This window comes from Shigella sp. FC1567, from assembly GCF_001743015.1.
GTDB lineage: Bacteria > Pseudomonadota > Gammaproteobacteria > Enterobacterales > Enterobacteriaceae > Escherichia > Escherichia coli.
In genome coordinates this window covers 1-22,424 of the sequence record NZ_MIIV01000504.1, presented here as the reverse complement: position 1 = coordinate 22,424, position 22,424 = coordinate 1, and the positions used below count along the sequence as shown (strand labels likewise).

At 47.9% G+C, this 22,424-nt stretch carries 29 protein-coding genes and 1 pseudogene; 18 read left to right on the top strand and 12 right to left on the bottom strand.

Going from position 1 to position 22,424, the window contains the following annotated elements:
* A partial coding sequence (locus BHE85_RS21845; protein WP_032232747.1) for an integrase core domain-containing protein occupies window positions 1-306 on the top strand: 306 nt, incomplete at its 5' end.
* On the opposite strand, the gene BHE85_RS28530 is transcribed toward BHE85_RS21845, so the two are convergent.
* Genes BHE85_RS28530 through BHE85_RS21830 form a run of 3 tightly spaced genes read right to left on the bottom strand, consistent with a single transcriptional unit; the run spans window position 188 to window position 1,839 of the window.
* A complete protein-coding gene (locus BHE85_RS28530; RefSeq protein ID WP_371440907.1) occupies window positions 188-1,126 on the bottom strand; it encodes a hypothetical protein in 939 nt (312 codons plus the stop codon). The two genes, BHE85_RS21845 and BHE85_RS28530, sit on opposite strands and share 119 nt — an antisense overlap.
* Window positions 1,107-1,628 carry a toxin YdaT family protein gene (locus BHE85_RS21835; RefSeq protein ID WP_000705349.1) on the bottom strand — a complete coding sequence of 174 codons (522 nt, stop codon included), beginning with the start codon at window positions 1,626-1,628 and terminating at the stop codon, window positions 1,107-1,109. Before BHE85_RS21835 ends, BHE85_RS28530 begins: the two co-directional genes overlap by 20 nt.
* Window positions 1,612-1,839: a Cro/CI family transcriptional regulator gene (locus BHE85_RS21830; RefSeq protein ID WP_000476993.1), complete on the bottom strand. Its 228-nt coding sequence runs from the start codon at window positions 1,837-1,839 to the stop codon at window positions 1,612-1,614. The genes BHE85_RS21835 and BHE85_RS21830 overlap by 17 nt, the downstream gene beginning before the upstream one ends.
* A gap of 77 nt (window positions 1,840-1,916) precedes the next feature.
* Here BHE85_RS21830 and BHE85_RS21825 point away from each other — a divergent pair, with 77 nt between their 5' ends.
* From BHE85_RS21825 to BHE85_RS21790, 8 genes are all read left to right on the top strand, one after another.
* Window positions 1,917-2,324 carry a helix-turn-helix domain-containing protein gene (locus tag BHE85_RS21825; RefSeq protein ID WP_001003382.1) on the top strand — a complete coding sequence of 136 codons (408 nt, stop codon included), beginning with the start codon at window positions 1,917-1,919 and terminating at the stop codon, window positions 2,322-2,324.
* Between the two features lie 192 nt (window positions 2,325-2,516).
* Complete coding sequence (locus BHE85_RS21820; RefSeq protein WP_000379575.1) at window positions 2,517-2,672, top strand: DUF1391 family protein; 156 nt, start codon at window positions 2,517-2,519, stop codon at window positions 2,670-2,672.
* 1 nt (window position 2,673) lies between these two features.
* Complete coding sequence (gene ydfB, locus BHE85_RS28125) at window positions 2,674-2,802, top strand: protein YdfB (RefSeq protein WP_000344964.1); 129 nt, start codon at window positions 2,674-2,676, stop codon at window positions 2,800-2,802.
* A gap of 29 nt (window positions 2,803-2,831) precedes the next feature.
* Window positions 2,832-3,050: a protein YdfC gene (ydfC, locus tag BHE85_RS21815; RefSeq protein ID WP_001171930.1), complete on the top strand. Its 219-nt coding sequence runs from the start codon at window positions 2,832-2,834 to the stop codon at window positions 3,048-3,050.
* A 463-nt stretch (window positions 3,051-3,513) separates the two neighbouring features.
* Window positions 3,514-3,807 carry a cell division inhibition protein DicB gene (gene dicB / locus BHE85_RS28280; protein ID WP_340637430.1) on the top strand — a complete coding sequence of 98 codons (294 nt, stop codon included), beginning with the start codon at window positions 3,514-3,516 and terminating at the stop codon, window positions 3,805-3,807.
* Window positions 3,804-3,995, top strand: a complete 192-nt coding sequence (locus BHE85_RS21800) for a DUF1482 family protein (protein ID WP_001090200.1) — start codon at window positions 3,804-3,806, stop codon at window positions 3,993-3,995. Before dicB ends, BHE85_RS21800 begins: the two co-directional genes overlap by 4 nt.
* A 92-nt stretch (window positions 3,996-4,087) precedes the next feature.
* Window positions 4,088-6,559, top strand: coding sequence for a 3'-5' exonuclease (locus tag BHE85_RS21795; RefSeq protein ID WP_000048529.1), 2,472 nt, complete (start codon window positions 4,088-4,090; stop codon window positions 6,557-6,559).
* Window positions 6,560-6,623: 64 nt separating this feature from the next.
* Complete coding sequence (locus BHE85_RS21790; RefSeq protein ID WP_094190966.1) at window positions 6,624-7,979, top strand: phage integrase Arm DNA-binding domain-containing protein; 1,356 nt, start codon at window positions 6,624-6,626, stop codon at window positions 7,977-7,979.
* A 45-nt stretch (window positions 7,980-8,024) separates the two neighbouring features.
* On the opposite strand, the gene ompW is transcribed toward BHE85_RS21790, so the two are convergent.
* Window positions 8,025-8,663, bottom strand: a complete 639-nt coding sequence (gene ompW, locus BHE85_RS21785) for an outer membrane protein OmpW (RefSeq protein WP_000737224.1) — start codon at window positions 8,661-8,663, stop codon at window positions 8,025-8,027.
* A gap of 239 nt (window positions 8,664-8,902) precedes the next feature.
* Between ompW and BHE85_RS21780 the strand changes: the two are divergent.
* The 4 genes and pseudogenes from BHE85_RS21780 to yciA all read left to right on the top strand — a co-directional run.
* Window positions 8,903-8,992: pseudogene (locus tag BHE85_RS21780) on the top strand (YkgJ family cysteine cluster protein); the annotation flags it as partial.
* A gap of 27 nt (window positions 8,993-9,019) precedes the next feature.
* Window positions 9,020-9,763 carry a YciC family protein gene (locus tag BHE85_RS21775; RefSeq protein WP_000028541.1) on the top strand — a complete coding sequence of 248 codons (744 nt, stop codon included), beginning with the start codon at window positions 9,020-9,022 and terminating at the stop codon, window positions 9,761-9,763.
* 29 nt (window positions 9,764-9,792) lie between these two features.
* A complete protein-coding gene (locus tag BHE85_RS21770) occupies window positions 9,793-10,332 on the top strand; it encodes a septation protein A (protein ID WP_000808667.1) in 540 nt (179 codons plus the stop codon).
* Window positions 10,333-10,436: 104 nt separating this feature from the next.
* The gene (gene yciA, locus BHE85_RS21765) at window positions 10,437-10,835 is read left to right on the top strand and encodes an acyl-CoA thioester hydrolase YciA (protein WP_000108160.1); all 399 of its coding nucleotides are present in this window, start codon (window positions 10,437-10,439) and stop codon (window positions 10,833-10,835) included.
* A gap of 38 nt (window positions 10,836-10,873) precedes the next feature.
* Here yciA and tonB read toward each other — a convergent pair whose 3' ends face one another.
* The gene (gene tonB, locus BHE85_RS21760) at window positions 10,874-11,602 is read right to left on the bottom strand and encodes a TonB system transport protein TonB (RefSeq protein WP_164832846.1); all 729 of its coding nucleotides are present in this window, start codon (window positions 11,600-11,602) and stop codon (window positions 10,874-10,876) included.
* Window positions 11,603-11,816: 214 nt separating this feature from the next.
* Here tonB and BHE85_RS21755 point away from each other — a divergent pair, with 214 nt between their 5' ends.
* Together BHE85_RS21755 and kch are read left to right on the top strand one after the other, a co-directional pair.
* A complete protein-coding gene (locus BHE85_RS21755; protein WP_000967595.1) occupies window positions 11,817-12,113 on the top strand; it encodes a YciI family protein in 297 nt (98 codons plus the stop codon).
* A gap of 299 nt (window positions 12,114-12,412) precedes the next feature.
* The gene (kch, locus tag BHE85_RS21750; RefSeq protein WP_005031395.1) at window positions 12,413-13,666 is read left to right on the top strand and encodes a voltage-gated potassium channel protein; all 1,254 of its coding nucleotides are present in this window, start codon (window positions 12,413-12,415) and stop codon (window positions 13,664-13,666) included.
* Between the two features lie 54 nt (window positions 13,667-13,720).
* Here kch and BHE85_RS21745 read toward each other — a convergent pair whose 3' ends face one another.
* Complete coding sequence (locus BHE85_RS21745; protein ID WP_001309467.1) at window positions 13,721-13,894, bottom strand: YciY family protein; 174 nt, start codon at window positions 13,892-13,894, stop codon at window positions 13,721-13,723.
* Between the two features lie 142 nt (window positions 13,895-14,036).
* On the opposite strand from BHE85_RS21745, the gene cls reads away from it, so the two are divergent.
* Together cls and BHE85_RS21735 are read left to right on the top strand one after the other, a co-directional pair.
* Complete coding sequence (cls, locus tag BHE85_RS21740) at window positions 14,037-15,497, top strand: cardiolipin synthase (RefSeq protein ID WP_000214508.1); 1,461 nt, start codon at window positions 14,037-14,039, stop codon at window positions 15,495-15,497.
* 34 nt (window positions 15,498-15,531) lie between these two features.
* On the top strand, window positions 15,532-15,861 hold the full coding sequence (locus tag BHE85_RS21735) for an HI1450 family dsDNA-mimic protein (RefSeq protein ID WP_000366967.1): 330 nt from the start codon (window positions 15,532-15,534) through the stop codon (window positions 15,859-15,861).
* Between the two features lie 52 nt (window positions 15,862-15,913).
* On the opposite strand, the gene oppF is transcribed toward BHE85_RS21735, so the two are convergent.
* The 5 genes from oppF to oppA all read right to left on the bottom strand — a co-directional run bounded on the left by oppF (window position 15,914) and on the right by oppA (window position 21,500).
* Complete coding sequence (oppF, locus tag BHE85_RS21730) at window positions 15,914-16,918, bottom strand: murein tripeptide/oligopeptide ABC transporter ATP-binding protein OppF (protein ID WP_000994889.1); 1,005 nt, start codon at window positions 16,916-16,918, stop codon at window positions 15,914-15,916.
* Window positions 16,915-17,928, bottom strand: a complete 1,014-nt coding sequence (gene oppD / locus BHE85_RS21725) for a murein tripeptide/oligopeptide ABC transporter ATP-binding protein OppD (RefSeq protein WP_000110941.1) — start codon at window positions 17,926-17,928, stop codon at window positions 16,915-16,917. The genes oppF and oppD overlap by 4 nt, the downstream gene beginning before the upstream one ends.
* An 11-nt stretch (window positions 17,929-17,939) precedes the next feature.
* A complete protein-coding gene (gene oppC, locus BHE85_RS21720) occupies window positions 17,940-18,848 on the bottom strand; it encodes an oligopeptide ABC transporter permease OppC (RefSeq protein ID WP_000979649.1) in 909 nt (302 codons plus the stop codon).
* Between the two features lie 14 nt (window positions 18,849-18,862).
* On the bottom strand, window positions 18,863-19,783 hold the full coding sequence (oppB, locus tag BHE85_RS21715; protein WP_000911112.1) for an oligopeptide ABC transporter permease OppB: 921 nt from the start codon (window positions 19,781-19,783) through the stop codon (window positions 18,863-18,865).
* Between the two features lie 85 nt (window positions 19,784-19,868).
* The gene (gene oppA, locus BHE85_RS21710) at window positions 19,869-21,500 is read right to left on the bottom strand and encodes an oligopeptide ABC transporter substrate-binding protein OppA (protein WP_001297114.1); all 1,632 of its coding nucleotides are present in this window, start codon (window positions 21,498-21,500) and stop codon (window positions 19,869-19,871) included.
* Between the two features lie 283 nt (window positions 21,501-21,783).
* Here oppA and BHE85_RS21705 point away from each other — a divergent pair, with 283 nt between their 5' ends.
* The gene (locus tag BHE85_RS21705) at window positions 21,784-22,080 is read left to right on the top strand and encodes a hypothetical protein (RefSeq protein ID WP_001211517.1); all 297 of its coding nucleotides are present in this window, start codon (window positions 21,784-21,786) and stop codon (window positions 22,078-22,080) included.
* A 110-nt stretch (window positions 22,081-22,190) separates the two neighbouring features.
* Here BHE85_RS21705 and BHE85_RS21700 read toward each other — a convergent pair.
* On the bottom strand, window positions 22,191-22,424 hold a 234-nt coding region (locus BHE85_RS21700), incomplete at its 5' end, for an IS1 family transposase (protein WP_242412335.1).

Sequence of the window (22,424 nt, the reverse complement as noted above, 5' to 3'; positions counted from 1 at the left end):
AAAGGTTCTCAGTATGTATCGCTGGCCTACACACAGCGGCTTAAGGAAGCCGGATTACTGGCATCAACAGGAAGTACAGGCGACTCGTATGACAACGCGATGGCGGAGAGCATCAATGGTCTTTACAAAGCGGAGGTAATACACCGTAAGAGCTGGAAAAACCGTGCAGAAGTGGAACTGGCCACACTCACGTGGGTGGACTGGTATAATAATCGACGATTGCTGGAAAGGCTGGGCCACATCCCTCCGGCAGAAGCAGAAAAAGCTTATTATGCTTCCATCGGAAACGATGATCTGGCAGCCTGAGTTCACAGATAAAACACTCTCCAGGAAACCCGGAGCGGTTCATGTGGCTTCTGCCATCCAGCATCCGCATTGTGCGCACATCATTGGCCCAGACAGTCCAGTTAGGCTCTTTTGGTCGCATGATCTCGCCATCATCACTGGCGGCCTGTTCGTAGAGACCCACGATCCGCCCCCATATCCACTGCGCACACGCCAGATCCTCCTGGCTACCCCACTGGCGTTTTTTCGCACTAAACACAACTGCGCCAGGGTGCCGGATTAAAAAATCCTGTTCAGCCGTCTGCGGGTCCGGTTGCGAAGCTTCCGGACGAAAAGTGTTTTTATTCTCTGTAGTAATCTCTGTTGTATTCTCTGTAGGATCATCGGGCCATTTTGACCCGATGACATTGGGTCGTTTTGAACCAATGGAGCGTTTCATTTTGACCTCTTCCATCGTGTCATTTTGACCTGATGGAGCGGCGCATTTTGAACCGATGGATTCGCTCAATTTGCCATCATCTAAAAGCTCGCTCCCATAGTTAATCGTGTAGAAATTGGTCATATCGCGCTTTGATTTATTGAGCTTTTCACAACGCAAGAGCCCCAGCGTTTTCAGACTTGCAAACGCGCGCTTTAACGTTGACTCTGACCAGAATGGGAACTGTTCCAGCCATTGTTCCGTTGTGTTGTAAATCCAGCGAACACCATCACATTCCATGCCGGAATTGGTATCTCTCAACCAGTAATGCAACTGCTGCAACACAATGGCTTCATTTAAGCCAATCTTCATCGCAAGCTGTGTGTTTATAACCAGTGGGCGTTCAGCAAAAAGAAGGCTCATAATTCCATCCAGCTTTTTGTTGGTATTGCTGTCGATACGCAAGTTTGAAAGCAATTGCTTTTTCTATAAGTTCGTCAGTTTCACGATCCACTACGGCAGGATCAGCAAAAAGCAGTCCGGACTCCACCACATCGCCATATTCTTTGTTTAACCCGGCGATCATGTACGTGATGCTTTTTCCGTCACTAATTTCACGATACAACCTGAAATCATTAATCCGGATAGCCTCCATAATTGCAGGCACTAGCGCCGTGAACTTTTCACGCTTATCCCTGGTGTCGATAGCCTTCCAGCGTTCGAATATCTTCACTCGATTAACGCCAAGCGCTCGCTGATCAACCGCGCCACCTTCATCTGTGACACGCTGAACATCGATGTTCGGGCGCTCTTTCAAAGCCCAGAATGCTTCAGTGATTAATATCGTCGCCTGCTCCTGTGTCATTCCTGGTCGACATATCCAGGCATCCAGAGCCTCACGAGCCTGTTCAGGAGTGATTTTCATTGTTCAACCGCCCCGCCCGCTTCGTCTTACGATATTCGTCATAAACCTTGGGATCATACAGAAGCTCGCCGCCAGATGCCTCCTGTAGACGCATCGCGCGACCTTCAGGAACTAGCTCTTGCCATTGAGAAACAGCAGATGGGTCAACGCCAGCAGCTTTCGCTACTTTGGCTTTCGTACCGTAAAAATTAATTACGTCTGATTTAAACATCGCACCTCCAATATTGAGTTTTCTCAATGCTAATCACTCAAGGAATCTCAAGTCAAGGATTATTAAGATATCTAAATATGAACGAGAAAACTTTAGGTCAACGCATTAGAGAAAGACGTAAGCAGGTAGGCTTAAGTCAAAACGGTTTAAGCAAAGCTGCTGGCGTATCTGGCTCATCAATTTCATTATGGGAAAGTGACCATACAGCCCCGCGCGGGCAAAATTTGCATCGCCTCGCCGAGGTATTGCAATGTTCACCAACCTGGATACTGTTTGGCGACGAGGACAAAACACCAGCTCCCCCTGTTTCACTCGATAGTACCCTAGACTTATCGGAAGATGAGTTAGAGATGCTGCGTTTGTATCGCGCACTTCCTAAATCAGAGCAACAAGCACAACTCAGCGAACTCCGCGCCCGCGTTGAGAATTTTAATCGCCTGTTCACCGAGCTATTAGAGGCTCGCAAACGCAACAAGCATCAATAATCATCCCTTCACAAAATTTTAAAGCCTTACATTTCAATGTATTGGCTTTATCTTGCGCCAGCACTTGAGTTTTCTCATCAAAAAACCTTGACGAAAAATAATGAGAAAACTAAATTACCTCCATCAACACACCGCACGGTGTTCTCCGCAAACAGTTCCGCTACCCCGGCGTTAAGGGGAAATGAGGTCAGCATGGATACTATCGATCTTGGCAACAACGAATCTCTGGTGTACGGCGTGTTTCCAAACCAGGACGGCACGTTCACCGCAATGACGTATACCAAAAGCAAAACGTTTAAAACCGAAAATGGTGCCCGTCGCTGGCTGGAAAGAAACTCAGGTGAGTGATATGGATTTCGACACAATCATGGAAAAGGCTTACGAAGAATACTTCGAAGGCCTTGCCGAAGGCGAAGAAGCTCTCAGCTTCAGTGAGTTTAAACAGGCGCTTTCCAGCTCGGCAAAATCTAACGGCTGATAAGCGAAGCAGCACCGCGAGGAATCAGTATGCAGAAACGAGAACCCGTCATCATCGCGCCAGACTATACCGATGATGAACTTTATGAGTGGATGCACCAGAAAATTAATGCAGCGCAGGATCTGAAATGGGCCAATGAAGCCAGGGCTAAGCAGGCTGAAAATCTGTCCGCTCTGGAGCAGGATATCACTAATCTGGAAAAAGCAGCGGCATTAAGCATTGCCAGAATGATTACATACCCGCGTTAATAGCTAACCAACGAAGCTAAGGTTGGTAATTAAGGAGTTCTCCACGGGTGAGGTGGAGTGCGTGCGCCGGACACGGGTGAGCATCCGGCACTGACAGTTTACTGAAAGGATATTTCCCTGAAAAGTCAGACCATAACGCGAAAGCGCACGGCGAGGTAGCTGGTTCATAGATAGCCTGTCGTTAAATTTTCGTCGACCGTGCGCTTCCGGTTGTGGCAATCCGCGAAATGGCGCGGCGGTAAGTATGGCGGGGTTATTCCTTCCACCGTTGAGGACACCGGGTTGTCAGGTTGACCATACGCTTAAGTGACAACCCCGCTGCAACGCCCTCTGTTATCAATTTTCTGGTGACGTTTGGCGGTATCAGTTTTACTCCGTGACTGCTCTGCCGCCCTTTTTAAAGTGAATTTTGTGATGTGGTGAATGCGGCTGAGCGCACGCGGAACAGTTAAAACCAAAAACAGTGTTATGGGTGGATTCTCTGTATCCGGCGTTAATTGTTAACTGGTTAACGTCACCTGGAGGCACCAGGCACCGCATCACAAAATTCATTGTTGAGGACGCGATAATGGAAACGTTATTACCAAACGTTAATACGTCTGAAGGTTGTTTTGAAATTGGTGTCAATATCAGTAACCCTGTATTTACTGAAGATGCCATTAACAAGAGAAAACACGAACGGGAGCTATTAAATAAAATATGCATTCTTTCAATGCTGGCCCGTTTACGTCCGATACAAAAAGGATGCTGGCAATGAATACAGCATTTGCACTTGTTCTGACAGTTTTTCTTGTTTCCGGAGAGCCAGTTGATATTGCAGTCAGTGTTCACAGGACAATGCAGGAGTGTGTGACTGCAGCAACCGAACAGAAAATTCCCGGTAACTGTTACCCGGTCGATAAAGTTATTCACCAGGATAATAACGAAATCCCGGCAGGTCTTTAAAACAGTTCCGTAATAAATATCCGGTTTCATTCTTATATGCCAGCAATGGCAGGGATTTGTTCACCCTTAAATCTGTAATGAGGTAAAACAAAATGAGTAAAGTCTTTATTTGCGCCGCCATTCCGGACGAACAGGCAATAAAGGAAGAAGGTGCCGTCGCTGTAGCCACAGCCATTGAAGCCGGTGATGAACGTCGCGCCCGCGCAAAATTTCACTGGCAATTCCTGGAGCATTATCCGGCTGCTCAGGACTGCGCTTATAAATTTCTTGTCTGCGAGGATAAACCCGGTATACCCCGCCCTGCCCTCGATTCCTGGGATGCTGAATATATGCAGGAAAACCGCTGGGATGAGGAGTCTGCTTCCTTTGTCCCGGTTGAGACTGAATCCGATCCGATGAACGTCACTTTTGACAAGCTGGCCCCTGAAGTACAGAACGCTGTCATGGTTAAGTTCGACACATGTGAAAACATCACCGTTGATATGGTTATTAGCGCACAGGAATTGTTGCAGGAAGACATGGCAACATTCGACGGACATATCGTTGAAGCGTTGATGAAAATGCCAGAAGTTAACGCCATGTATCCGGAGCTTAAGCTGCATGCCATCGGGTGGGTTAAGCATAAATGTAAGCCTGGTGCCAAATGGCCCGAAATTCAGGCAGAGATGCGCATCTGGAAAAAACGTCGCGAAGGTGAACGCAAGGAAACCGGAAAATACACGTCTGTTGTTGATCTCGCCCGCGCCAGAACCAATCAACAGCACAGTGAAAATTCAACAGGAAAAATCAGCCCGGTCATTGCTGCCATTCATCGCGAATACAAGCAGACATGGAAAACACTGGATGACGAACTGGCCTACGCTCTCTGGCCTGGTGATGTGGATGCCGGAAACATTGACGGCAGCATCCATCGCTGGGCAAAAAATGAAGTTATCGACAACGACCGCGAAGACTGGAAGCGTATCTCGGCATCAATGCGCAAACAGCCTGATGCCCTTCGCTACGACCGCCAGACTATTTTTGGCCTTGTCCGTGAACGTCCGATCGACATTCACAAAGACCCTGTGGCACTGAACAAATACATTACTGAATACCTGACTACAAAGGGCGTGTTTGAAGATGAAGGAAGAAATCAGAGCGCAACTGATACTCTCTCGTCGCCAGTACCAGAAACTGATGCAGTGGAAACGGCAATTCCGGGCAACGAAAAAACCGAATGCAAAGTGGAAGTCGAACCATCTGTAGAGCGTGAGGGGCCGTTCTACTTCCTCTTCACCGACAAGGATGGCGAAAAATACGGTCGCGCAAACAAACTTTCTGGTCTGGAAAAAGCACTAGCCTTGGGAGCTACGGAAATCACAAAAGAGGAATACTTCGCACGTAAAAACGGCACGTACTCAGGTTCACAACAAAATACTGGTGCATCTGACACGACCGCACAACCAGAGCCGGTAAAAGTTACCGCTGACGAAGTAAACAAAATTATGCAGGCAGCCAATATCAGCCAGCCTGACGCCGATAAGTTGCTTGCTGCCTCTCGCGGAGAATTTGTTGCAGGGATTAGCGACCCGAATGATCCGAAATGGGTAAAGGGGATTGAAACCCGCGATTCTGTAAACCAGAACCAGCAAGAATCGGAACAGAACGACCAGAAAGCGGAACAAAACAGCCCAAATACGCAACAAAACGAGCCAGAAACGAAACAACCTGAGCCAGTAGCGCAACAGGAACCGGAAAAAGTCTGCACCGCCTGCGGTCAAAGCGGTGGCGGCAACTGCCCTGATTGTGGCGCGGTGATGGGTGACGCAACATACCAGGAAACATTCGATGAAGAGAATCAGGTTGAAGTTCAGGAAAATGATCCGAAGGAAATGGAAGGCGCTGAACATCCACACAAGGAGAATGCTGGTAGCGCTCAGGATCACGCCAGCGATAGTGAAACTGGCGAGACGGCAGATCCCTTAATTACGATGAACGGTCATCACGTTATCACATCCACCAGCAGGACGTGTGACCATCTAATGATCGACCTTGAAACCATGGGAAAAAATCCTGATGCCCCGATTATCTCAATAGGTGCAATATTTTTCGATCCGCAAACCGGAGATATGGGACCGGAATTTAGTAAGACTATCGATCTGGAAACTGCTGGCGGAGTCATTGATCGTGACGTCATTAAAAGGTGGCTGAAGCAATCACGTGAAGCGCAGTCTGCCATTATGACCGATGAAATCCCGTTAGATGATGCACTGTTACAATTGCGGGAATTTATCGACGAAAACTCCGGTGAATTTTTTGTTCAGGTCTGGGGAAATGGAGCCAACTTCGACAACACGATTTTGCGCCGTTCATACGAACGGCAGGGGATCCCCTGCCCGTGGCGTTACTACAACGATCGCGATGTACGCACAATCGTTGAGCTGGGGAAAGCCATAGACTTCGATGCCAGAACGGCTATTCCATTCGAAGGTGAGCGCCATAATGCACTTGATGACGCCCGTTACCAGGCAAAATACGTTTCAGTTATCTGGCAAAAACTGATCCCGAATCAGGCTGATTTTTAATGTTCAACCCCGGTCGTTGCCCACCAGCTATAGTGGCGGCGACCATGATTAGCGAACGACGCTCATGGCAAGACTTATTCTGCTCACTGAGTGGGCAAAAGAGGAATTCAGTGAACCGGTCCCAACTCCGAGTACGTTAAGTAAATACGCTAAAGCCGGAATGATATTTCCTCTCCCCAAAAAAGTTGGAAGACGCTGGCGAGTGGATCCGCAAGCTCGCTTTGTCGGAATGGTAAACAAGCCGGAGGTGATCGCCACAGATCACCCTGCTTTGAAGAGGATACTGGAAGATGGCGCGCCGCGAAAATATAAAACCAATGTTCCGGGATTATCTCCGTATTTTGACAAAAGAAATAACAAAGTTTACTGGCGTTACAGGCATCCCATAACAGGCAAAAATCACGGTCTCGGCAGTATTGACCAGAAACTGGCAGAAACTATTGCAGCAGAAGCGAACAGCCGTCTTGCCCGGCAGCAAATGGAACAAATGCTCAGTCTGCAGGAGAAAATTATTAGTGATACCGGCGGTTCATCAACCGTTACCATTTTTCTGAATAATTACAGAAAAATTCAACAGGAAAGATATGAAAACGGCGAGATCAAACTCAACACGCTGAAACAGAAAGCGGCCCCTCTCAGGGTATTTGATGAACGTTTTGGCACCAGACCGTTAGATGCCATAACCGTAAAAGATGTGGTATCAGTACTGGAAGAGTACAAGGCCAGAGGACATAACAGAATGGGACAAATTTTCAGGAAGGTACTGATCGATGTTTTCCGGGAAGCTCAGCAAACGGGCGATGTCCCGCCAGGCTTTAACCCTGCAGAATCGGCAAAAAAACCGCAGGTGCGGATATCAAGACAGCGACTGACTTTTGATGAGTGGATGATGATTTATAACGCAGCGGAAAAGGATGGTTACTTTTTACAGCGCGGTATGCTGCTGGCACTGATGACAGGCCAGCGCCTTTCAGATATTTGCAAAATGCAATTTTCGGATATCCGGGATGGTTATCTTCATGTCGAACAGCAAAAAACAGGAACCCGGATTGCCATCCCTCTGGCTCTGCGTTGCGATAAATTAAATCTCACCCTAGATGATGTGGTGTCATCCTGCCGCGATTGCGTTCTTAGTCCGTGGCTATTGCACCACCATCACGCGAAAGGGACAGCTAAGCGCGGCGGGATGGTTAAGCCAGCAACATTAACCGTTGCATTTAAAAAAGCCCGGGATTCTGTGGATTACAACTGGCGTGCTAATGGCACCCCACCCTCTTTCCATGAGCAGAGATCTTTATCAGAGCGATTGTTCAGAGAGCAGGGGGTTGATACCAAAATTTTGCTGGGCCATTCGAATCAAAAAATGACCGATATTTACAACGACGCACGCGGTAAGGAATGGAAAAAACTGGTCATTTGATGACCAGTTTTGCAGAGGGGTTTTGCAGAGGTTTTGCAGAGAAAATTAAAAACGATATCCTGCGGAGAACATAAACACCCACGGATCCAGTCGTACCGAGTCTTTTACGGTAGTAACACCAGATTTGTACTTAGCCGTGGTATCGATATCCATGTACCACACTGACATGTTAACCAACCAGTCACGGTTAATCAGATAATCAACCCCCACCTGCCCGGCAGCTCCCCAGGAATCTTTCAGACTGAGATCGGAAAGCCCTGCCTCTTTGCCATGATCGTTAAATCCATTATCAAAGAAGGTGGTGTAGTTAATACCTGCCCCAACGTAAGGACGGAATTTGCTGCTGGCATCACCAAAATACCACTGCGCCATCAGTGTTGGCGGCAGATGGTGAACGGTTGCAATATCGCCGGTCGCCCGGGTGCCGATTTTATGGCGGAACGGCGTCGCTGCCAGTAATTCCACACCAATGTTGTCGGTCGCCATATAAGTAAACGTCAAGCCCAGTTGAGTGTTATTGGTCACGCTGAATCCACCCAGACTTCCTAACGTACCACCAGCACCTTCTGTTGGACGTACGGTTGCAGAACCTGCACGCATAAAAAATTCGCCTGCTTCATGCGCAAAGGCACTGCCAGAGAGAAGAGTTGTTACTGCCAAAGCCGCCACTGTTAACTTTTTCATATCCGCTCCGTCGTTATGGTTATAAAAACGTGACGAATATACCTACATTGGAGTAACAAATGATCCTACATAGATCACATTACATATGATAATTCACCCTTTATTGATCTGGATTAATTTAGAAGTTGCATTGAGAATCCTGGTTAACGTGATTTAAATCAATTTTTAAATATTTTCGCTACGCAAATATTAACTCGATCGCCACTTGCCGCGGTTTGCCCACGCCTGAAGGCCAGCAATTACCTCCGCTTTACAAAGATATGCTTTTCCATACAAGACCTGATGCTGCCACCCGAGGCTTAACCAGGGTACAATTGCCCGCTAATTAACACCTGCATAAAACTCAAGGAGAGTGCATGTCTATCACGGCGCAGTCCGTATACCGTGACACCGGAAATTTCTTCCGTAATCAATTTATGACCATTCTGTTGGTATCGTTGCTATGTGCGTTTATCACAGTGGTGTTAGGGCATGTTTTCTCACCCAGTGATGCACAGCTTGCGCAGCTCAATGACGGCGTGCCCGTTAGCGGCAGTAGTGGGTTGTTCGACCTGGTTCAGAATATGTCACCGGAACAGCAACAAATTTTGCTGCAGGCTTCAGCGGCGTCCACTTTTTCAGGATTAATCGGTAACGCCATTCTCGCCGGAGGCGTAATATTAATTATCCAGCTGGTGTCTGCGGGTCAGAGAGTCAGTGCGCTGCGAGCTATTGGTGCCAGTGCACCGATATTGCCAAAGTTATTTATTCTGATTTTTCTGACTACCCTTTTAGTACAGATTGGCATCATGCTAGTGGTCGTTCCGGGAATTATCATGGCCATTTTACTGGCCCTGGCACCGGTGATGCTGGTACAGGACAAAATGGGCATTTTTGCCTCGATGCGTAGCAGTATGCGGCTGACTTGGGCGAATATGCGTCTGGTGGCACCCGCAGTACTGAGCTGGTTGCTGGCAAAAACACTGTTGCTGCTTTTTGCCTCTTCTTTTGCCGCATTAACCCCGGAAATTGGTGCCGTACTGGCGAACACCTTGAGCAACCTGATTTCAGCCGTATTGCTCATCTATCTGTTCCGTCTGTATATGTTGATTCGCCAATAACCTTAAGCATTTGATTACGGAATCGTAAAATGAAGCAGTTTCTTGATTTTTTACCGCTGGTTGTCTTTTTCGCGTTTTACAAGATTTATGACATCTATGCGGCTACTGCGGCGCTGATCGTCGCCACGGCGATTGTGCTTATCTATAGCTGGGTTCGCTTTCGTAAGGTTGAGAAGATGGCCCTGATCACTTTTGTTCTGGTGGTCGTCTTCGGTGGCTTGACGCTGTTCTTCCACAATGATGAGTTTATTAAATGGAAGGTTACAGTCATTTATGCTCTGTTTGCGGGAGCCCTGTTAGTCAGCCAATGGGTGATGAAAAAGCCGCTAATTCAGCGGATGCTGGGTAAAGAACTCACGCTGCCGCAACCGGTATGGTCGAAGCTGAATCTGGCCTGGGCTGTTTTCTTTATCCTTTGCGGTCTGGCAAACATCTACATCGCATTCTGGCTGCCGCAAAATATTTGGGTCAACTTTAAAGTCTTTGGACTGACCGCCCTTACCTTAATCTTCACATTGTTAAGCGGTATCTATATCTACCGCCACATGCCGCAGGAAGATAAATCCTAACCAGACTGCCAGTCCTTCGGGGCTGGCGCTGTATCTCCTCTGTTCTCCTCAGGAAAATCATAGTAGCATCGCGCCTGTGATTTTCCTTTTAAGTCGGTTTTACCATGTCTACAACACATAACGTCCCTCAGGGCGATCTTGTTTTACGTACTTTAGCCATGCCCGCCGATACCAATGCCAATGGTGACATCTTTGGTGGTTGGTTAATGTCACAAATGGATATTGGCGGCGCTATTCTGGCGAAAGAAATTGCCCACGGTCGCGTAGTGACCGTGCGGGTTGAAGGAATGACTTTCTTACGGCCGGTTGCGGTCGGCGATGTGGTGTGCTGCTATGCACGCTGTGTCCAGAAAGGGACGACATCGGTCAGCATTAATATTGAAGTGTGGGTGAAAAAAGTAGCGTCTGAACCAATCGGGCAACGCTATAAAGCGACAGAAGCATTATTTAAGTATGTCGCGGTTGATCCTGAAGGAAAACCTCGCGCCTTACCTGTTGAGTAATAGTCAAAAGCCTCCGGTCGGAGCTTTTGACTTTCTGCTTACTGAATTTCGGTGGTGCCGTTAATTTTAAACAGGATATTCACCACAATCCCACTGCCTGGCTTACCCGGCTCATAACGCCATCTGCGCATCGCATTTTTCACCTCACGCTCAAACATGTTCGCAGGCTTGGCTGAGAGGATTTGTACGTTATCCACGCGACCATCCGGCGTGACGTCAAATTTAACTTTAACCTGCCCTTCAATGCGCAATGCCTGTGCTCGTGCCGGATACTGCGGCTGATTACGGCTTAATGCGCGTGGTCCTGAAGCCACACTGGTAACCGGCTTGCTGGTTGCAGCCGTTGCTGTACTTGATGTCAGGCGTGCCAGTGCCGTATTTTCAAACGGTGATGCCGGACGCGACTCTACGGGTTTGACATCGCGTTTTGGCTGCTCCTGTACCTTTTTCACCGGCTTCGGTTTTGGCTTAGGTTTCGGCTTCGGCTTTTCAATGACCACCGGTGCTTCTTTTGGCGGTTCGGGGATCGGCTCAGGTTCCGGTTCTGGCTCTACCACCGGCTCCGGTGGCGGCTGAACGGCTTGTGGCGGTTCGAGATCAGCAGGCGCAACCATCGTGACAGAAATTGGCTGCGCAGGCGCAGGTAGTTCAATAACCTGATGTACCGAGGTATAGAGCAGACCCGCCACAACAGCACCATGAATGCAGACCGAAAGTAACGTCGGCCAGGGGAAGCGGCGAGGTAAATCAAGGGTCATTGAAGTCATAATCATTTCAGTAGAAAAACCAAGCCTCGATTTTAAATGCAAATAGCAATCATATTCAATAAGGCAAGACGATCAGGATCAGTGAAAATGTCATTTTTGCCGTAATTAACCTTACTTTATGCATGGTCTTAACAAAGACATCATCTTTCCGTTGCAGATCTTCGCCCTTTCAAATAACGTACTTTACAACTTTCCCGAACAAGGAGTTGTGCCCGTGTTGTATGTTATTTACGCTCAAGACAAAGCTGATAGCCTCGAAAAACGCCTTTCCGTTCGTCCGGCACATTTAGCACGTTTACAGTTACTGCATGATGAAGGTCGTTTGTTGACAGCTGGTCCAATGCCAGCGGTAGACAGTAACGATCCAGGGGCTGCGGGATTTACTGGCTCAACCGTTATTGCTGAATTTGAATCGCTGGAAGCAGCTCAGGCCTGGGCCGATGCTGACCCGTACGTAGCGGCAGGAGTCTATGAACACGTTTCAGTGAAACCATTTAAGAAAGTGTTCTGAATAGAGATTCAATATTTAAGGGCACGGTTTTTGCAACCGTGTTCTTGTTTGGCCTTTCCTTATAGCCGGTCAGTGCATTCACCACCACAAGCAGATAATAACTTTATCTGTATTTCTTTATATGATGTGAGCATATTCAGGAAAAATGACCTTTCCTGAGGTACAGTTGCTCGCTCAAAACCTTTGATTACTGCGGATAAAGTCATCTACTATTGTTTAACACATTCACGCGCTGCATGTATGTTCAGAAAATGTGCACGCTAAGATAATTAAACAAAATTGTGGTTACAGAGGTATCAGTGAGTCACTGGGCTACATTCAAACAAACAGCAACAAATTTATGGGTGACCCTACGGCACGACATTCTCGCGCTGGCCGTCTTTTTAAATGGATTGCTTATTTTTAAAACAATCTATGGTATGTCGGTCAATTTGCTAGATATTTTCCATATCAAAGCATTTTCAGAGTTGGATCTCTCCTTGCTGGCAAACGCCCCACTATTTATGCTCGGCGTCTTTCTTGTCCTGAACTCCATTGGCTTACTGTTCCGGGCAAAGCTCGCATGGGCAATCAGTATCATTTTGTTGTTGATAGCGCTAATTTATACCCTGCATTTTTATCCCTGGTTGAAATTTAGTATTGGATTTTGCATTTTTACGCTGGTGTTTTTGCTGATACTGCGCAAAGACTTCTCCCACAGTAGCGCCGCAGCCGGGACAATTTTTGCATTTATTAGTTTCACGACATTACTGTTTTACTCAACCTACGGTGCGCTTTATTTAAGCGAAGGTTTTAATCCGCGAATAGAAAGTTTGATGACCGCGTTCTATTTTTCGATAGAAACCATGTCAACCGTCGGCTATGGCGATATTGTCCCTGTTTCTGAATCAGCACGATTGTTCACTATTTCGGTCATTATTTCCGGTATTACCGTTTTTGCCACATCTATGACCTCAATTTTTGGTCCGCTTATCCGCGGGGGATTCAACAAACTTGTAAAAGGAAACAATCATACAATGCATCGTAAAGATCATTTTATTGTTTGCGGACATTCGATTCTCGCCATCAATACGATTCTGCAACTGAATCAACGCGGACAAAACGTAACGGTTATCAGCAACTTGCCTGAAGATGATATCAAGCAACTTGAGCAACGCTTAGGCGATAACGCTGATGTTATCCCCGGTGACAGTAATGACAGTTCAGTATTAAAGAAAGCGGGAATCGATCGTTGCCTGGCCATTCTGGCGCTGAGTGATAACGATGCAGATAACGCGTTTGTTGTACTCTCGGCAAAAGATATGAGCAGTGATGTCAAAACAGTTCTCGCCGTCAGTGATAGCAAAAACCTGAATAAGATTAAGATGGTACATCCGGATATCATTCTCTCACCGCAACTGTTTGGCAGCGAAATTCTGGCGCGAGTTTTAAATGGTGAAGAGATTAATAATGATATGCTCGTTTCAATGTTGTTGAACTCCGGTCATGGCATTTTCAGCGATAACGATGAACAAGAAACGAAAGCTGACAGTAAAGAATCGGCGCAAAAATAGAGTTTAAAGATGGAGGAGTAAACTTATTGGGCACCGCAATGGTGCCCAGTACATTTAGATATTGTAGATCGCAAACAATAACGAGTTACGCTGTTTGTTTAGAATGCACTTCCTGATGCTGTGGATACGCATATTTCGGCGCGATTGCCCCTCAAGCCAACGCGATTTACGTCGGCTAGCCTGACGCTGCATGCGCCAGCGCCCCACTTCCGTTCTACTCCGCTTCATGTTAACTACTCTATGCAATAACAGAATGGTCATTATACCCCCGCCCCCGACGCTGACCAGTGCTTTTCCCGCGTTTTTATTTGCCAGATGAATCCATATGCGTAAACTCATAACAATGCGCTTTCAAAAGGATTTCTAATCTATGACAACCGTTTATACGTTGGTGAGTTGGTTGGCCATTCTGGGATACTGGTTGCTCATTGCAGGCGTAACTTTACGCATTCTAATGAAACGACGCGCAGTTCCCTCCGCGATGGCCTGGCTGTTGATTATTTACATTCTGCCGTTAGTCGGAATTATTGCCTATCTTGCCGTTGGCGAGCTCCATTTAGGCAAACGCCGCGCTGAGCGCGCCAGAGCGATGTGGCCTTCCACCGCAAAATGGCTTAACGACCTTAAAGCCTGTAAGCATATCTTCGCCGAAGAAAATAGCAGTGTCGCTGCGCCATTATTCAAGCTTTGCGAGCGTCGTCAGGGGATCGCTGGGGTCAAAGGGAATCAGCTACAACTGATGACCGAGTCAGATGATGTGATGCAGGCGTTAATCCGCGACATCCAGCTCGCGCGCCATAATATTGAGATTGTGTTTTATATCTGGCAGCCCGGCGGCATGGCGGACCAGGTGGCTGAATCATTAATGGCCGCTGCGCGACGCGGCATTCATTGCCGATTGATGCTCGACTCCGCCGGGAGTGTGGCTTTTTTCCGCAGCCCGTGGCCCGAGCTAATGCGTAATGCCGGTATTGAAGTGGTCGAAGCCTTAAAGGTCAATCTGATGCGTGTGTTTTTACGCCGTATGGACCTGCGCCAACATCGCAAGATGATCATGATCGATAATTACATCGCGTACACCGGCAGCATGAATATGGTCGATCCTCGCTACTTCAAACAAGATGCGGGCGTAGGGCAATGGATTGATCTGATGGCGCGTATGGAAGGCCCCATCGCCACCGCGATGGGGATTATTTATTCCTGCGACTGGGAGATTGAAACCGGAAAACGTATTCTGCCGCCACCACCAGATGTCAATATTATGCCGTTTGAACAGGCCAGCGGTCACACCATTCACACAATTGCTTCTGGCCCCGGCTTTCCGGAAGATCTCATTCACCAGGCATTATTGACTGCGGCTTATTCGGCGCGTGAATATTTGATCATGACCACGCCCTACTTTGTGCCAAGCGATGATTTACTTCATGCGATTTGCACGGCGGCACAGCGCGGGGTGGATGTCAGTATTATCCTTCCGCGAAAAAATGACTCGATGCTGGTCGGCTGGGCCAGTCGCGCATTCTTTACGGAACTTCTTGCTGCTGGGGTTAAAATTTATCAGTTTGAAGGCGGGTTACTGCATACCAAGAGCGTGCTGGTCGATGGCGAACTAAGTCTGGTTGGCACCGTTAACCTTGATATGCGTAGTCTGTGGCTGAATTTCGAGATTACCCTGGCAATCGACGATAAAGGTTTTGGTGCAGACCTTGCCGCCGTTCAGGACGATTATATTTCGCGTTCACGTCTGCTCGATGCCCGTTTATGGCTAAAACGTCCATTATGGCAACGTGTCGCCGAGCGACTGTTTTACTTCTTCAGCCCGTTGCTGTAAAACGTCTCCAACAGAGGTTAAACAGGTAGTGACTATGGATATGGATCTAAACAATCGCCTGACTGAAGATGAAACGCTTGAGCAGGCCTACGATATTTTTCTCGAACTGGCTGCCGACAATCTCGACCCAGCTGATGTTCTGCTGTTCAATCTTCAGTTTGAAGAGCGCGGCGGCGCGGAGTTATTCGATCCGGTGGAAGACTGGCAGGAACATGTTGATTTCGATTTGAACCCGGACTTTTTTGCCGAAGTGGTGATTGGTCTGGCGGACAGTGAGGATGGTGAAATCAACGATGTTTTCGCCCGCATTCTGTTATGCCGCGAAAAAGATCACAAACTTTGCCATATCATCTGGCGGGAATAAATAATCGCTTTCGGCGTGAAAAAGGGCTGACAACTGTCAGCCCTTATTGTGTTTAAAGCGGATCGACTTTCAGGCAAGAAACGGCGTGTCTGAAACTCCCTTCCAGCACAGGACGTGTTTTGGCGCACTCCGGACCGGCAATCGGGCAACGGGTACGGAAAACACAACCGGAAGGCGGGTTGATCGGCGACGGTAATTCCCCTTCCAGTAACTGGATGGTTTTGTTCTTCTCCAGATCCGGATCAGGTATGGGGACTGCCGACATCAATGCCCTGGTGTAAGGATGTAGTGGATTGTGGTAGACCTCATCATAGGTCCCCAGTTCTACCGCATGGCCGAGATACATCACCAACACACGATCGGAAATGTGTTTTACCACGGCCAGGTCATGAGCAATAAAAATTAATGACAATCCCATCTCACGTTGCAGCTGCTGGAGCAGGTTGACCACCTGCGCCTGAATTGACACGTCCAGCGCCGACACCGGCTCATCACAGATAATCAGCTTCGGTTCAAGAATAAGAGCACGAGCAATCCCGATACGCTGGCACTGCCCACCGGAGAACTCATGCGGATAGCGGTTAATCAGGTTAGGCAATAACCCGACTTTCAGCATCATCGCCTTCACGCGCTCGCGAACTTCCTGACGTGACATTTTCGGATGATAAGTACGCAGTGGTTCAGCGATGATCTCGCCGATGGTCATGCGCGGGTTTAGCGATGCCAACGGATCCTGGAAAATCATCTGAATATCACTGCGAACGGCACGCCATTCATCGGGCTTAATGCCCAGCAACTCTTTACCTAACCAGGCAACATGACCGTCGGTCGCTTTAACCAGGCCAATGATGGCGCGAGCAAAGGTGGACTTACCGCATCCCGATTCCCCTACCACACCTAATGTTTCCCCTTCATACAGGCGAAGCGTGACACCATCGACGGCTTTGAGCGTTTTCGGCGGTTGCCAGAACCACTGTTTGCCATCTTTGATTTCAAAGTGCACTTTCAGATCGGCGATTTCAAGGAGGACTTTTCTTCCTTCGGTTACAGCATTCATAACAGTTCCTCCACCGGTTTAAAGCAAGCACACAGACGGCCAAGCGTAAACTCTTCCAGCGGCGGTGCGCTACTACAAATTTCCATCGCATGCGGACAACGTGGCTGGAACGGGCAACCTTTCGGTAATCGCAGCAGGTTTGGCGGATTACCCGGGATGGTCAACATTGTTTCACCTTCCGCATCGAGACGCGGCACCGCGTTGAGCAAACCGATAGAATAAGGATGAACGGGTTGATAAAAGACATCGCGCGCGTTGCCATATTCCATCGTGCGCCCGGCGTACATTACCAGCACTTTGTCACAGATCCCCGCCACCACGCCAAGATCGTGGGTAATCATAATGATGGCGGTATTAAATTCCCGTTTCAGTTCATTTAATAGCGTCATGATCTGCGCCTGTACGGTGACGTCCAGCGCTGTAGTGGGTTCATCCGCAATCAGCAGCTTAGGTCGACATAGCAATGCCATCGCAATCATAACTCGCTGACGCATGCCGCCAGAAAACTCGTGCGGGTACATTTTCATGCGTTTACGTGCTTCCGGCATTTTTACCGCATCGAGCATCCGCACCGACTCTTCAAACGCCTCAGCTTTGCTCATGTTCTTATGCAGCATCAGCACTTCCATCAACTGCTCACCGACGCGCATATAGGGATTCAACGAAGTCATTGGGTCCTGAAAAATCATTGAGATTTGTTCAGCGCGCAGTTTATTGAGTTCATGCTCTGGCAAATTGAGGATTTCACGCCCATTGAAGGTTGCCGATCCGCCAATACGTCCGTTGGCAGCCAACAGGCCCATCAACGCAAATGCAGTTTGCGATTTACCCGAACCAGACTCACCTACAATACCCAGCGTTTCTCCGGCACGTAGGGAAAAATTCAAATCATTGACCGCCGTGACGTCGCCGTCCGGGGTACTAAAGGTGACACGCAAATCTTTCACGTTCAGCAGTGCGTCAGCCTGTTGTTGTGCGAGCGGCACAGTTGCAGTTTCAATTACGCTCATGGCTGCACTCCTTAACGATCTTTCGGGTCGAGGGCATCACGCAAGCCATCGCCGATAAAGTTGAAACAAAACAGCGTCACCACGAGGAATCCCGCTGGGAACAACAATAACCATGGAGAGACTTCCATCGAGTTCGCGCCATCACTCAGCAATGCACCCCAGCTGCTTAACGGCTCTTGCGTACCCAACCCCAGGAAGCTAAGGAAAGATTCAAAGAGGATCATGCTGGGCACCAGAAGTGATGCGTAGACCACCACCACACCGAGTACATTCGGCACAATGTGGCGAATAACAATGCCCGATGTCGATACACCGCCAACTTGTGCCGCCTCAATAAACTCTTTGCGCTTCAGACTCAGGGTTTGCCCACGCACAATACGAGCCATATCCAGCCAGGAAACCATGCCTATCGCCACGAAAATCAGCAGGATGTTTTGACCGAAAAAGGTCACCAGCAAAATGACGAAGAACATGAATGGGAAGGAGTTGAGGATTTCCAGCAGACGCATCATTACCGAATCCACTTTACCGCCCAGATAACCGGAAAGCGAACCATAAAGTGTCCCGACGACCACAGCCACCAGTGCCGCAGCAACACCGACCATGAGTGAGATACGCCCACCAATCGCAACGCGCACAAGCAGGTCGCGACCGGATGAGTCAGTACCAAAGTAGTGACCGGACTCCATATCCGGGGCGCTGGACATCATCGCCCAGTCAGTATCGTCATAGGCAAACTGGGAAAGCATCGGTGCCAGGATTACAAATAACGCGATCAGCACCAGCACCATCAGACTGGCAACCGCCGCACGGTTATGAATAAAACGTCGACGTGCGTCCTGCCACAAGCTGCGCCCTTCGACCTCCAGCTTTTCACTGAAATTTTCCAGCGTCTCGCTGTTTTTCTTACTTAACATCATCGCGAGCTCCAGTATCAGTAACGGATTTTCGGGTCGATAACCGCATATAGCACATCGACAATGGCATTAAACAAAATGGTTAAAGCACCAACCAGGATGGTCAGGCTTAACACTAAGGAATAGTCACGGTTCAATGCGCCATTAACGAACAGTTGTCCAATCCCCGGCAAACCATAAATGGTTTCGATAACCATAGAACCGGTAATAATGCCGACAAATGCGGGGCCCATATAAGAGAGCACGGGTAACAGAGCAGGTTTTAATGCGTGACGTAAAATGATCCGCCGCATAGGTAACCCTTTCGCCCGGGCAGTACGAATAAAATTGGAGTGTAATACTTCAATCATAGAGCCACGGGTAATACGCGCAATACTGGCGATATAAGCGAGTGACAACGCCACCATCGGCAATATCATGAATTTAAGCGCCCCACCATTCCAGCCACCGCCCGGCAGCCAATGCAAAATGATCGCAAATATCATGACTAATAATGGTGCAACCACAAAACTGGGGATAACAACCCCGGTCATTGCCAGCCCCATCACGGTATAGTCCCATTTGGTGTTTTGTTTTAATGCGGCAATAACGCCAGCACTAACACCCAGTATTACCGCAAGGAAAAATGCTGCGGCTCCCAGTTTGGCAGAAACGGGAAAACTGGATGCAACCAAGTCATTGACCGAATAATCTTTATATTTAAACGATGGACCGAAATCACCGTGCGCCAGTTGTTTCAGGTAGCTGAAATACTGTGTCATGATCGGATCATTAAGATGATATTTCGCTTCGATATTGGCCATCACTTCTGGCGGTAAAGTACGTTCGCCGGTAAAAGGGCTTCCCGGCGCGAGGCGCATCATAAAGAACGAAATAGTAATAAGAATAAATAGCGTCGGAATCGCTTCCAGACAGCGACGTAGAATAAATTTTAACATTGCCCTACCTTCTGGCCTGTGCCTTCTGTAATGCGATAAAAATCAGACACCGTGGAGCAGGACACTCCTGCCCCACGTATTGCCATTAGTGCTTCACAATGTACATATTCCGGGTATAGGTATTATCCAGCGGATCTTTGCCGGTATAGCCACCAACCCACGGTTTCACCAGACGCGCATTCACGTAGTAATAAACAGGAACAATGGCCGAATCCTTATCCAGCTGTTGTTCTGCTTTAGTGTACAGAGCTGTGCGCTGCGCCTCGTCAGTCACTTTCAGCGTTTCCGCCATAATGCTGTCAAAGGCCGGGCTCTTATAATGCGCGGTATTCATCGAGCTGTTCGAAAGCATGGTGTTCAGGAAGGAAGTTGGTTCGTTGTAGTCAGCACACCAGCCTGCACGGGCCACATCAAAAGTACCCTGGTGACGGGTGTCGAGGAACGTTTTCCACTCCTGGTTAACCAGTTTGACGTTTACACCAATGTTTTTCTTCCACAATGAAGAGGCAGCAATCGCCAGCTTTTTATGCAGATCGGAGGTGTTATACAACAGGTTGATTGTCAACGGTTTGTCTGCGGTATAACCCGCTTCAGCCAGCAGTTTTTTCGCTTCTTCGTTACGTTTTTCCTGGCTCCAGCCAAACCATTCCGGCTGAGTCAATTTTGCGCCATCAGTATACGGTGGAGTGTAACCATAGGCGGGCATGTCGCCCTGCGCTTTCACTTTATTAACAATGATATCGCGGTCCATACCTAGTTTCAGTGCGGTACGCACACGCACATCGTTGAATGGCGGTTTCTGGTTGTTAATTTCGTAATAGTAAGTGCACAGGTATGGATCAACGTGAACTTCGTCCGGGATCTCTTTTTTCAGCTTCTGGAACAATTCGATCGGCATGTTGTTATAAGTCATGTCGATTTCACCACTACGGTAGCGGTTGACATCGGTAACTTCAGAAGCAATAGGCAAATAGGTTACCTGGTTAATAACGGTTTTCGCGTTGTTCCAGTAGGTCGGGCTGCGTTCAAGAACGATTCGTTCGTTTACGACCCAATCTTTTAAGGTATAGGCACCGTTGGTGACGATATTACCAGGCTGGGTCCATTTTTCGCCGAATTTCTCGATAGCGGCTTTTGGCACCGGTGAAGTTGATGGGTGAACAAGTAATTTATAGAAGTACGGAACGGGTTCACTTAAGGTGACTTCTAATGTGTGATCATCAATAGCTTTCACACCGAGATCGGTAATCGGTTTTTTCCCTTCAAGAATTTCATCAATACCGGCGATATGCCCATATTGCAGATAACTGGCATACGGAGAAGCAGTGTTCGGATCAACAGAACGTTGCCAGCTATACACAAAGTCTTGTGCTGTGACTGGCGTACCATCAGACCATTTCGCATCTTTACGCAAATGGAAGGTCCAGACTTTCGCGTCTTTATTATCCCAGGATTCAGCGACGCCAGGTGCCGGATGACCGTCAAGATCGCTGACCAGTAAGCCTTCAAACAGGTCTCGGCTGATATTAGACTCCGGAACACCTTCAATTTTGTGCGGATCTAATGACTGAACTTCTGAACCATTGTTACGTACCAGCGTTTGTTTTTCCGCCAGTGTGACGCCTGCGGGTACATCAGCTGCCAGCGCGACATTCCCTGCCATTAGCGCAGCCAGAACGCCAGCTGCTACTAAACTTCTCTTGGTGATGTTGGTCATTGTTTTTTGGACTCCCTCATTATAATTACTGGTATTAACCAGCATGTGTAATCCCGGATTGGGACCCTGCACAGGCTCGGAGACTTTCTGCTGTCAGGTTACTTTATCGTTACGGATTGCTATCACCGACTTTATTTATTCTGGTGATTCAGACGATCACCTTATGTCGATTCGTACTGTGTCTCCCCTGTCGAGACACATTATTCTTTCGCGACGCTCTTTAATTGTTAATTATTCTCATTACCAATAAAGAATCGTCTGGCGGTTGCCCGGAAAGTACTAAATGCGGTTCTTACTCGCCAATACATTTTGCAAAATTGTTAAGCAATTCTCTTTTATTGACCGTATCAGAATCTATAGCTTGCATCCATGCCTTAACAAACATCTTTCAATTCAATCAAATAGAGATTGGCTAAGCATGTCTATCTTTTCTGATTACAGTTTCAGTATTGAAATGCACAATAATTTAACAATTGATTATTATTTAGCACTTTCCTCTACCAAAGGCAGTGGAATTACTAATATCATTTCAATTATTCTTCAGCAAGCCCAGGATTATGATGTGGCGAAAATAACATGATGGTGAGGAGAAGCAGTTAAGAAAATCCTTATAACTAACTGTAATTTGAGAAGAATATTTTTACCTATTCCTTTTGCTTTTGATAACTGCGCGGGGGTAATGACTCCAACTTACTGATAGTGTTTTATGTTCAGATAATGCCCGATGACCTTGTCATGCAGCTCCACCGATTTTGAGAACAACAGTGACTTCCGTCCCAGCCTTGCCAGATGTTGTCTCAGATTCAGATTATGTCGCTCAATGCGCTGAGTGTAACGCTTGCTGATAACGTGCAGCTTTCCCTTCAGGCGTGATTCATACAGCGGCCAGCCATCCGTCATCCATACCACGACCTCAAAGGCCGA

Excerpts from the sequence above, each read along its gene's own strand:
- BHE85_RS28530 (WP_371440907.1), bottom strand. The coding sequence starts at position 1,126 with ATGAGCCTTCTTTTTGCTGAACGCCCACTGGTTATAAACACACAGCTT.
- BHE85_RS21835 (WP_000705349.1), bottom strand. The coding sequence starts at position 1,628 with ATGAAAATCACTCCTGAACAGGCTCGTGAGGCTCTGGATGCCTGGATA.
- BHE85_RS21830 (WP_000476993.1), bottom strand. The coding sequence starts at position 1,839 with ATGTTTAAATCAGACGTAATTAATTTTTACGGTACGAAAGCCAAAGTA.
- BHE85_RS21825 (WP_001003382.1), top strand. The coding sequence starts at position 1,917 with ATGAACGAGAAAACTTTAGGTCAACGCATTAGAGAAAGACGTAAGCAG.
- BHE85_RS21820 (WP_000379575.1), top strand. The coding sequence starts at position 2,517 with ATGGATACTATCGATCTTGGCAACAACGAATCTCTGGTGTACGGCGTG.
- ydfB (WP_000344964.1), top strand. The coding sequence starts at position 2,674 with ATGGATTTCGACACAATCATGGAAAAGGCTTACGAAGAATACTTCGAA.
- ydfC (WP_001171930.1), top strand. The coding sequence starts at position 2,832 with ATGCAGAAACGAGAACCCGTCATCATCGCGCCAGACTATACCGATGAT.
- BHE85_RS21800 (WP_001090200.1), top strand. The coding sequence starts at position 3,804 with ATGAATACAGCATTTGCACTTGTTCTGACAGTTTTTCTTGTTTCCGGA.
- BHE85_RS21795 (WP_000048529.1), top strand. The coding sequence starts at position 4,088 with ATGAGTAAAGTCTTTATTTGCGCCGCCATTCCGGACGAACAGGCAATA.
- BHE85_RS21790 (WP_094190966.1), top strand. The coding sequence starts at position 6,624 with ATGGCAAGACTTATTCTGCTCACTGAGTGGGCAAAAGAGGAATTCAGT.
- ompW (WP_000737224.1), bottom strand. The coding sequence starts at position 8,663 with ATGAAAAAGTTAACAGTGGCGGCTTTGGCAGTAACAACTCTTCTCTCT.
- BHE85_RS21775 (WP_000028541.1), top strand. The coding sequence starts at position 9,020 with ATGTCTATCACGGCGCAGTCCGTATACCGTGACACCGGAAATTTCTTC.
- BHE85_RS21770 (WP_000808667.1), top strand. The coding sequence starts at position 9,793 with ATGAAGCAGTTTCTTGATTTTTTACCGCTGGTTGTCTTTTTCGCGTTT.
- yciA (WP_000108160.1), top strand. The coding sequence starts at position 10,437 with ATGTCTACAACACATAACGTCCCTCAGGGCGATCTTGTTTTACGTACT.
- tonB (WP_164832846.1), bottom strand. The coding sequence starts at position 11,602 with ATGACTTCAATGACCCTTGATTTACCTCGCCGCTTCCCCTGGCCGACG.
- BHE85_RS21745 (WP_001309467.1), bottom strand. The coding sequence starts at position 13,894 with ATGAAGCGGAGTAGAACGGAAGTGGGGCGCTGGCGCATGCAGCGTCAG.
- cls (WP_000214508.1), top strand. The coding sequence starts at position 14,037 with ATGACAACCGTTTATACGTTGGTGAGTTGGTTGGCCATTCTGGGATAC.
- BHE85_RS21735 (WP_000366967.1), top strand. The coding sequence starts at position 15,532 with ATGGATATGGATCTAAACAATCGCCTGACTGAAGATGAAACGCTTGAG.
- oppF (WP_000994889.1), bottom strand. The coding sequence starts at position 16,918 with ATGAATGCTGTAACCGAAGGAAGAAAAGTCCTCCTTGAAATCGCCGAT.
- oppD (WP_000110941.1), bottom strand. The coding sequence starts at position 17,928 with ATGAGCGTAATTGAAACTGCAACTGTGCCGCTCGCACAACAACAGGCT.
- oppC (WP_000979649.1), bottom strand. The coding sequence starts at position 18,848 with ATGATGTTAAGTAAGAAAAACAGCGAGACGCTGGAAAATTTCAGTGAA.
- oppB (WP_000911112.1), bottom strand. The coding sequence starts at position 19,783 with ATGTTAAAATTTATTCTACGTCGCTGTCTGGAAGCGATTCCGACGCTA.
- oppA (WP_001297114.1), bottom strand. The coding sequence starts at position 21,500 with ATGACCAACATCACCAAGAGAAGTTTAGTAGCAGCTGGCGTTCTGGCT.
- BHE85_RS21705 (WP_001211517.1), top strand. The coding sequence starts at position 21,784 with ATGCGGTTCTTACTCGCCAATACATTTTGCAAAATTGTTAAGCAATTC.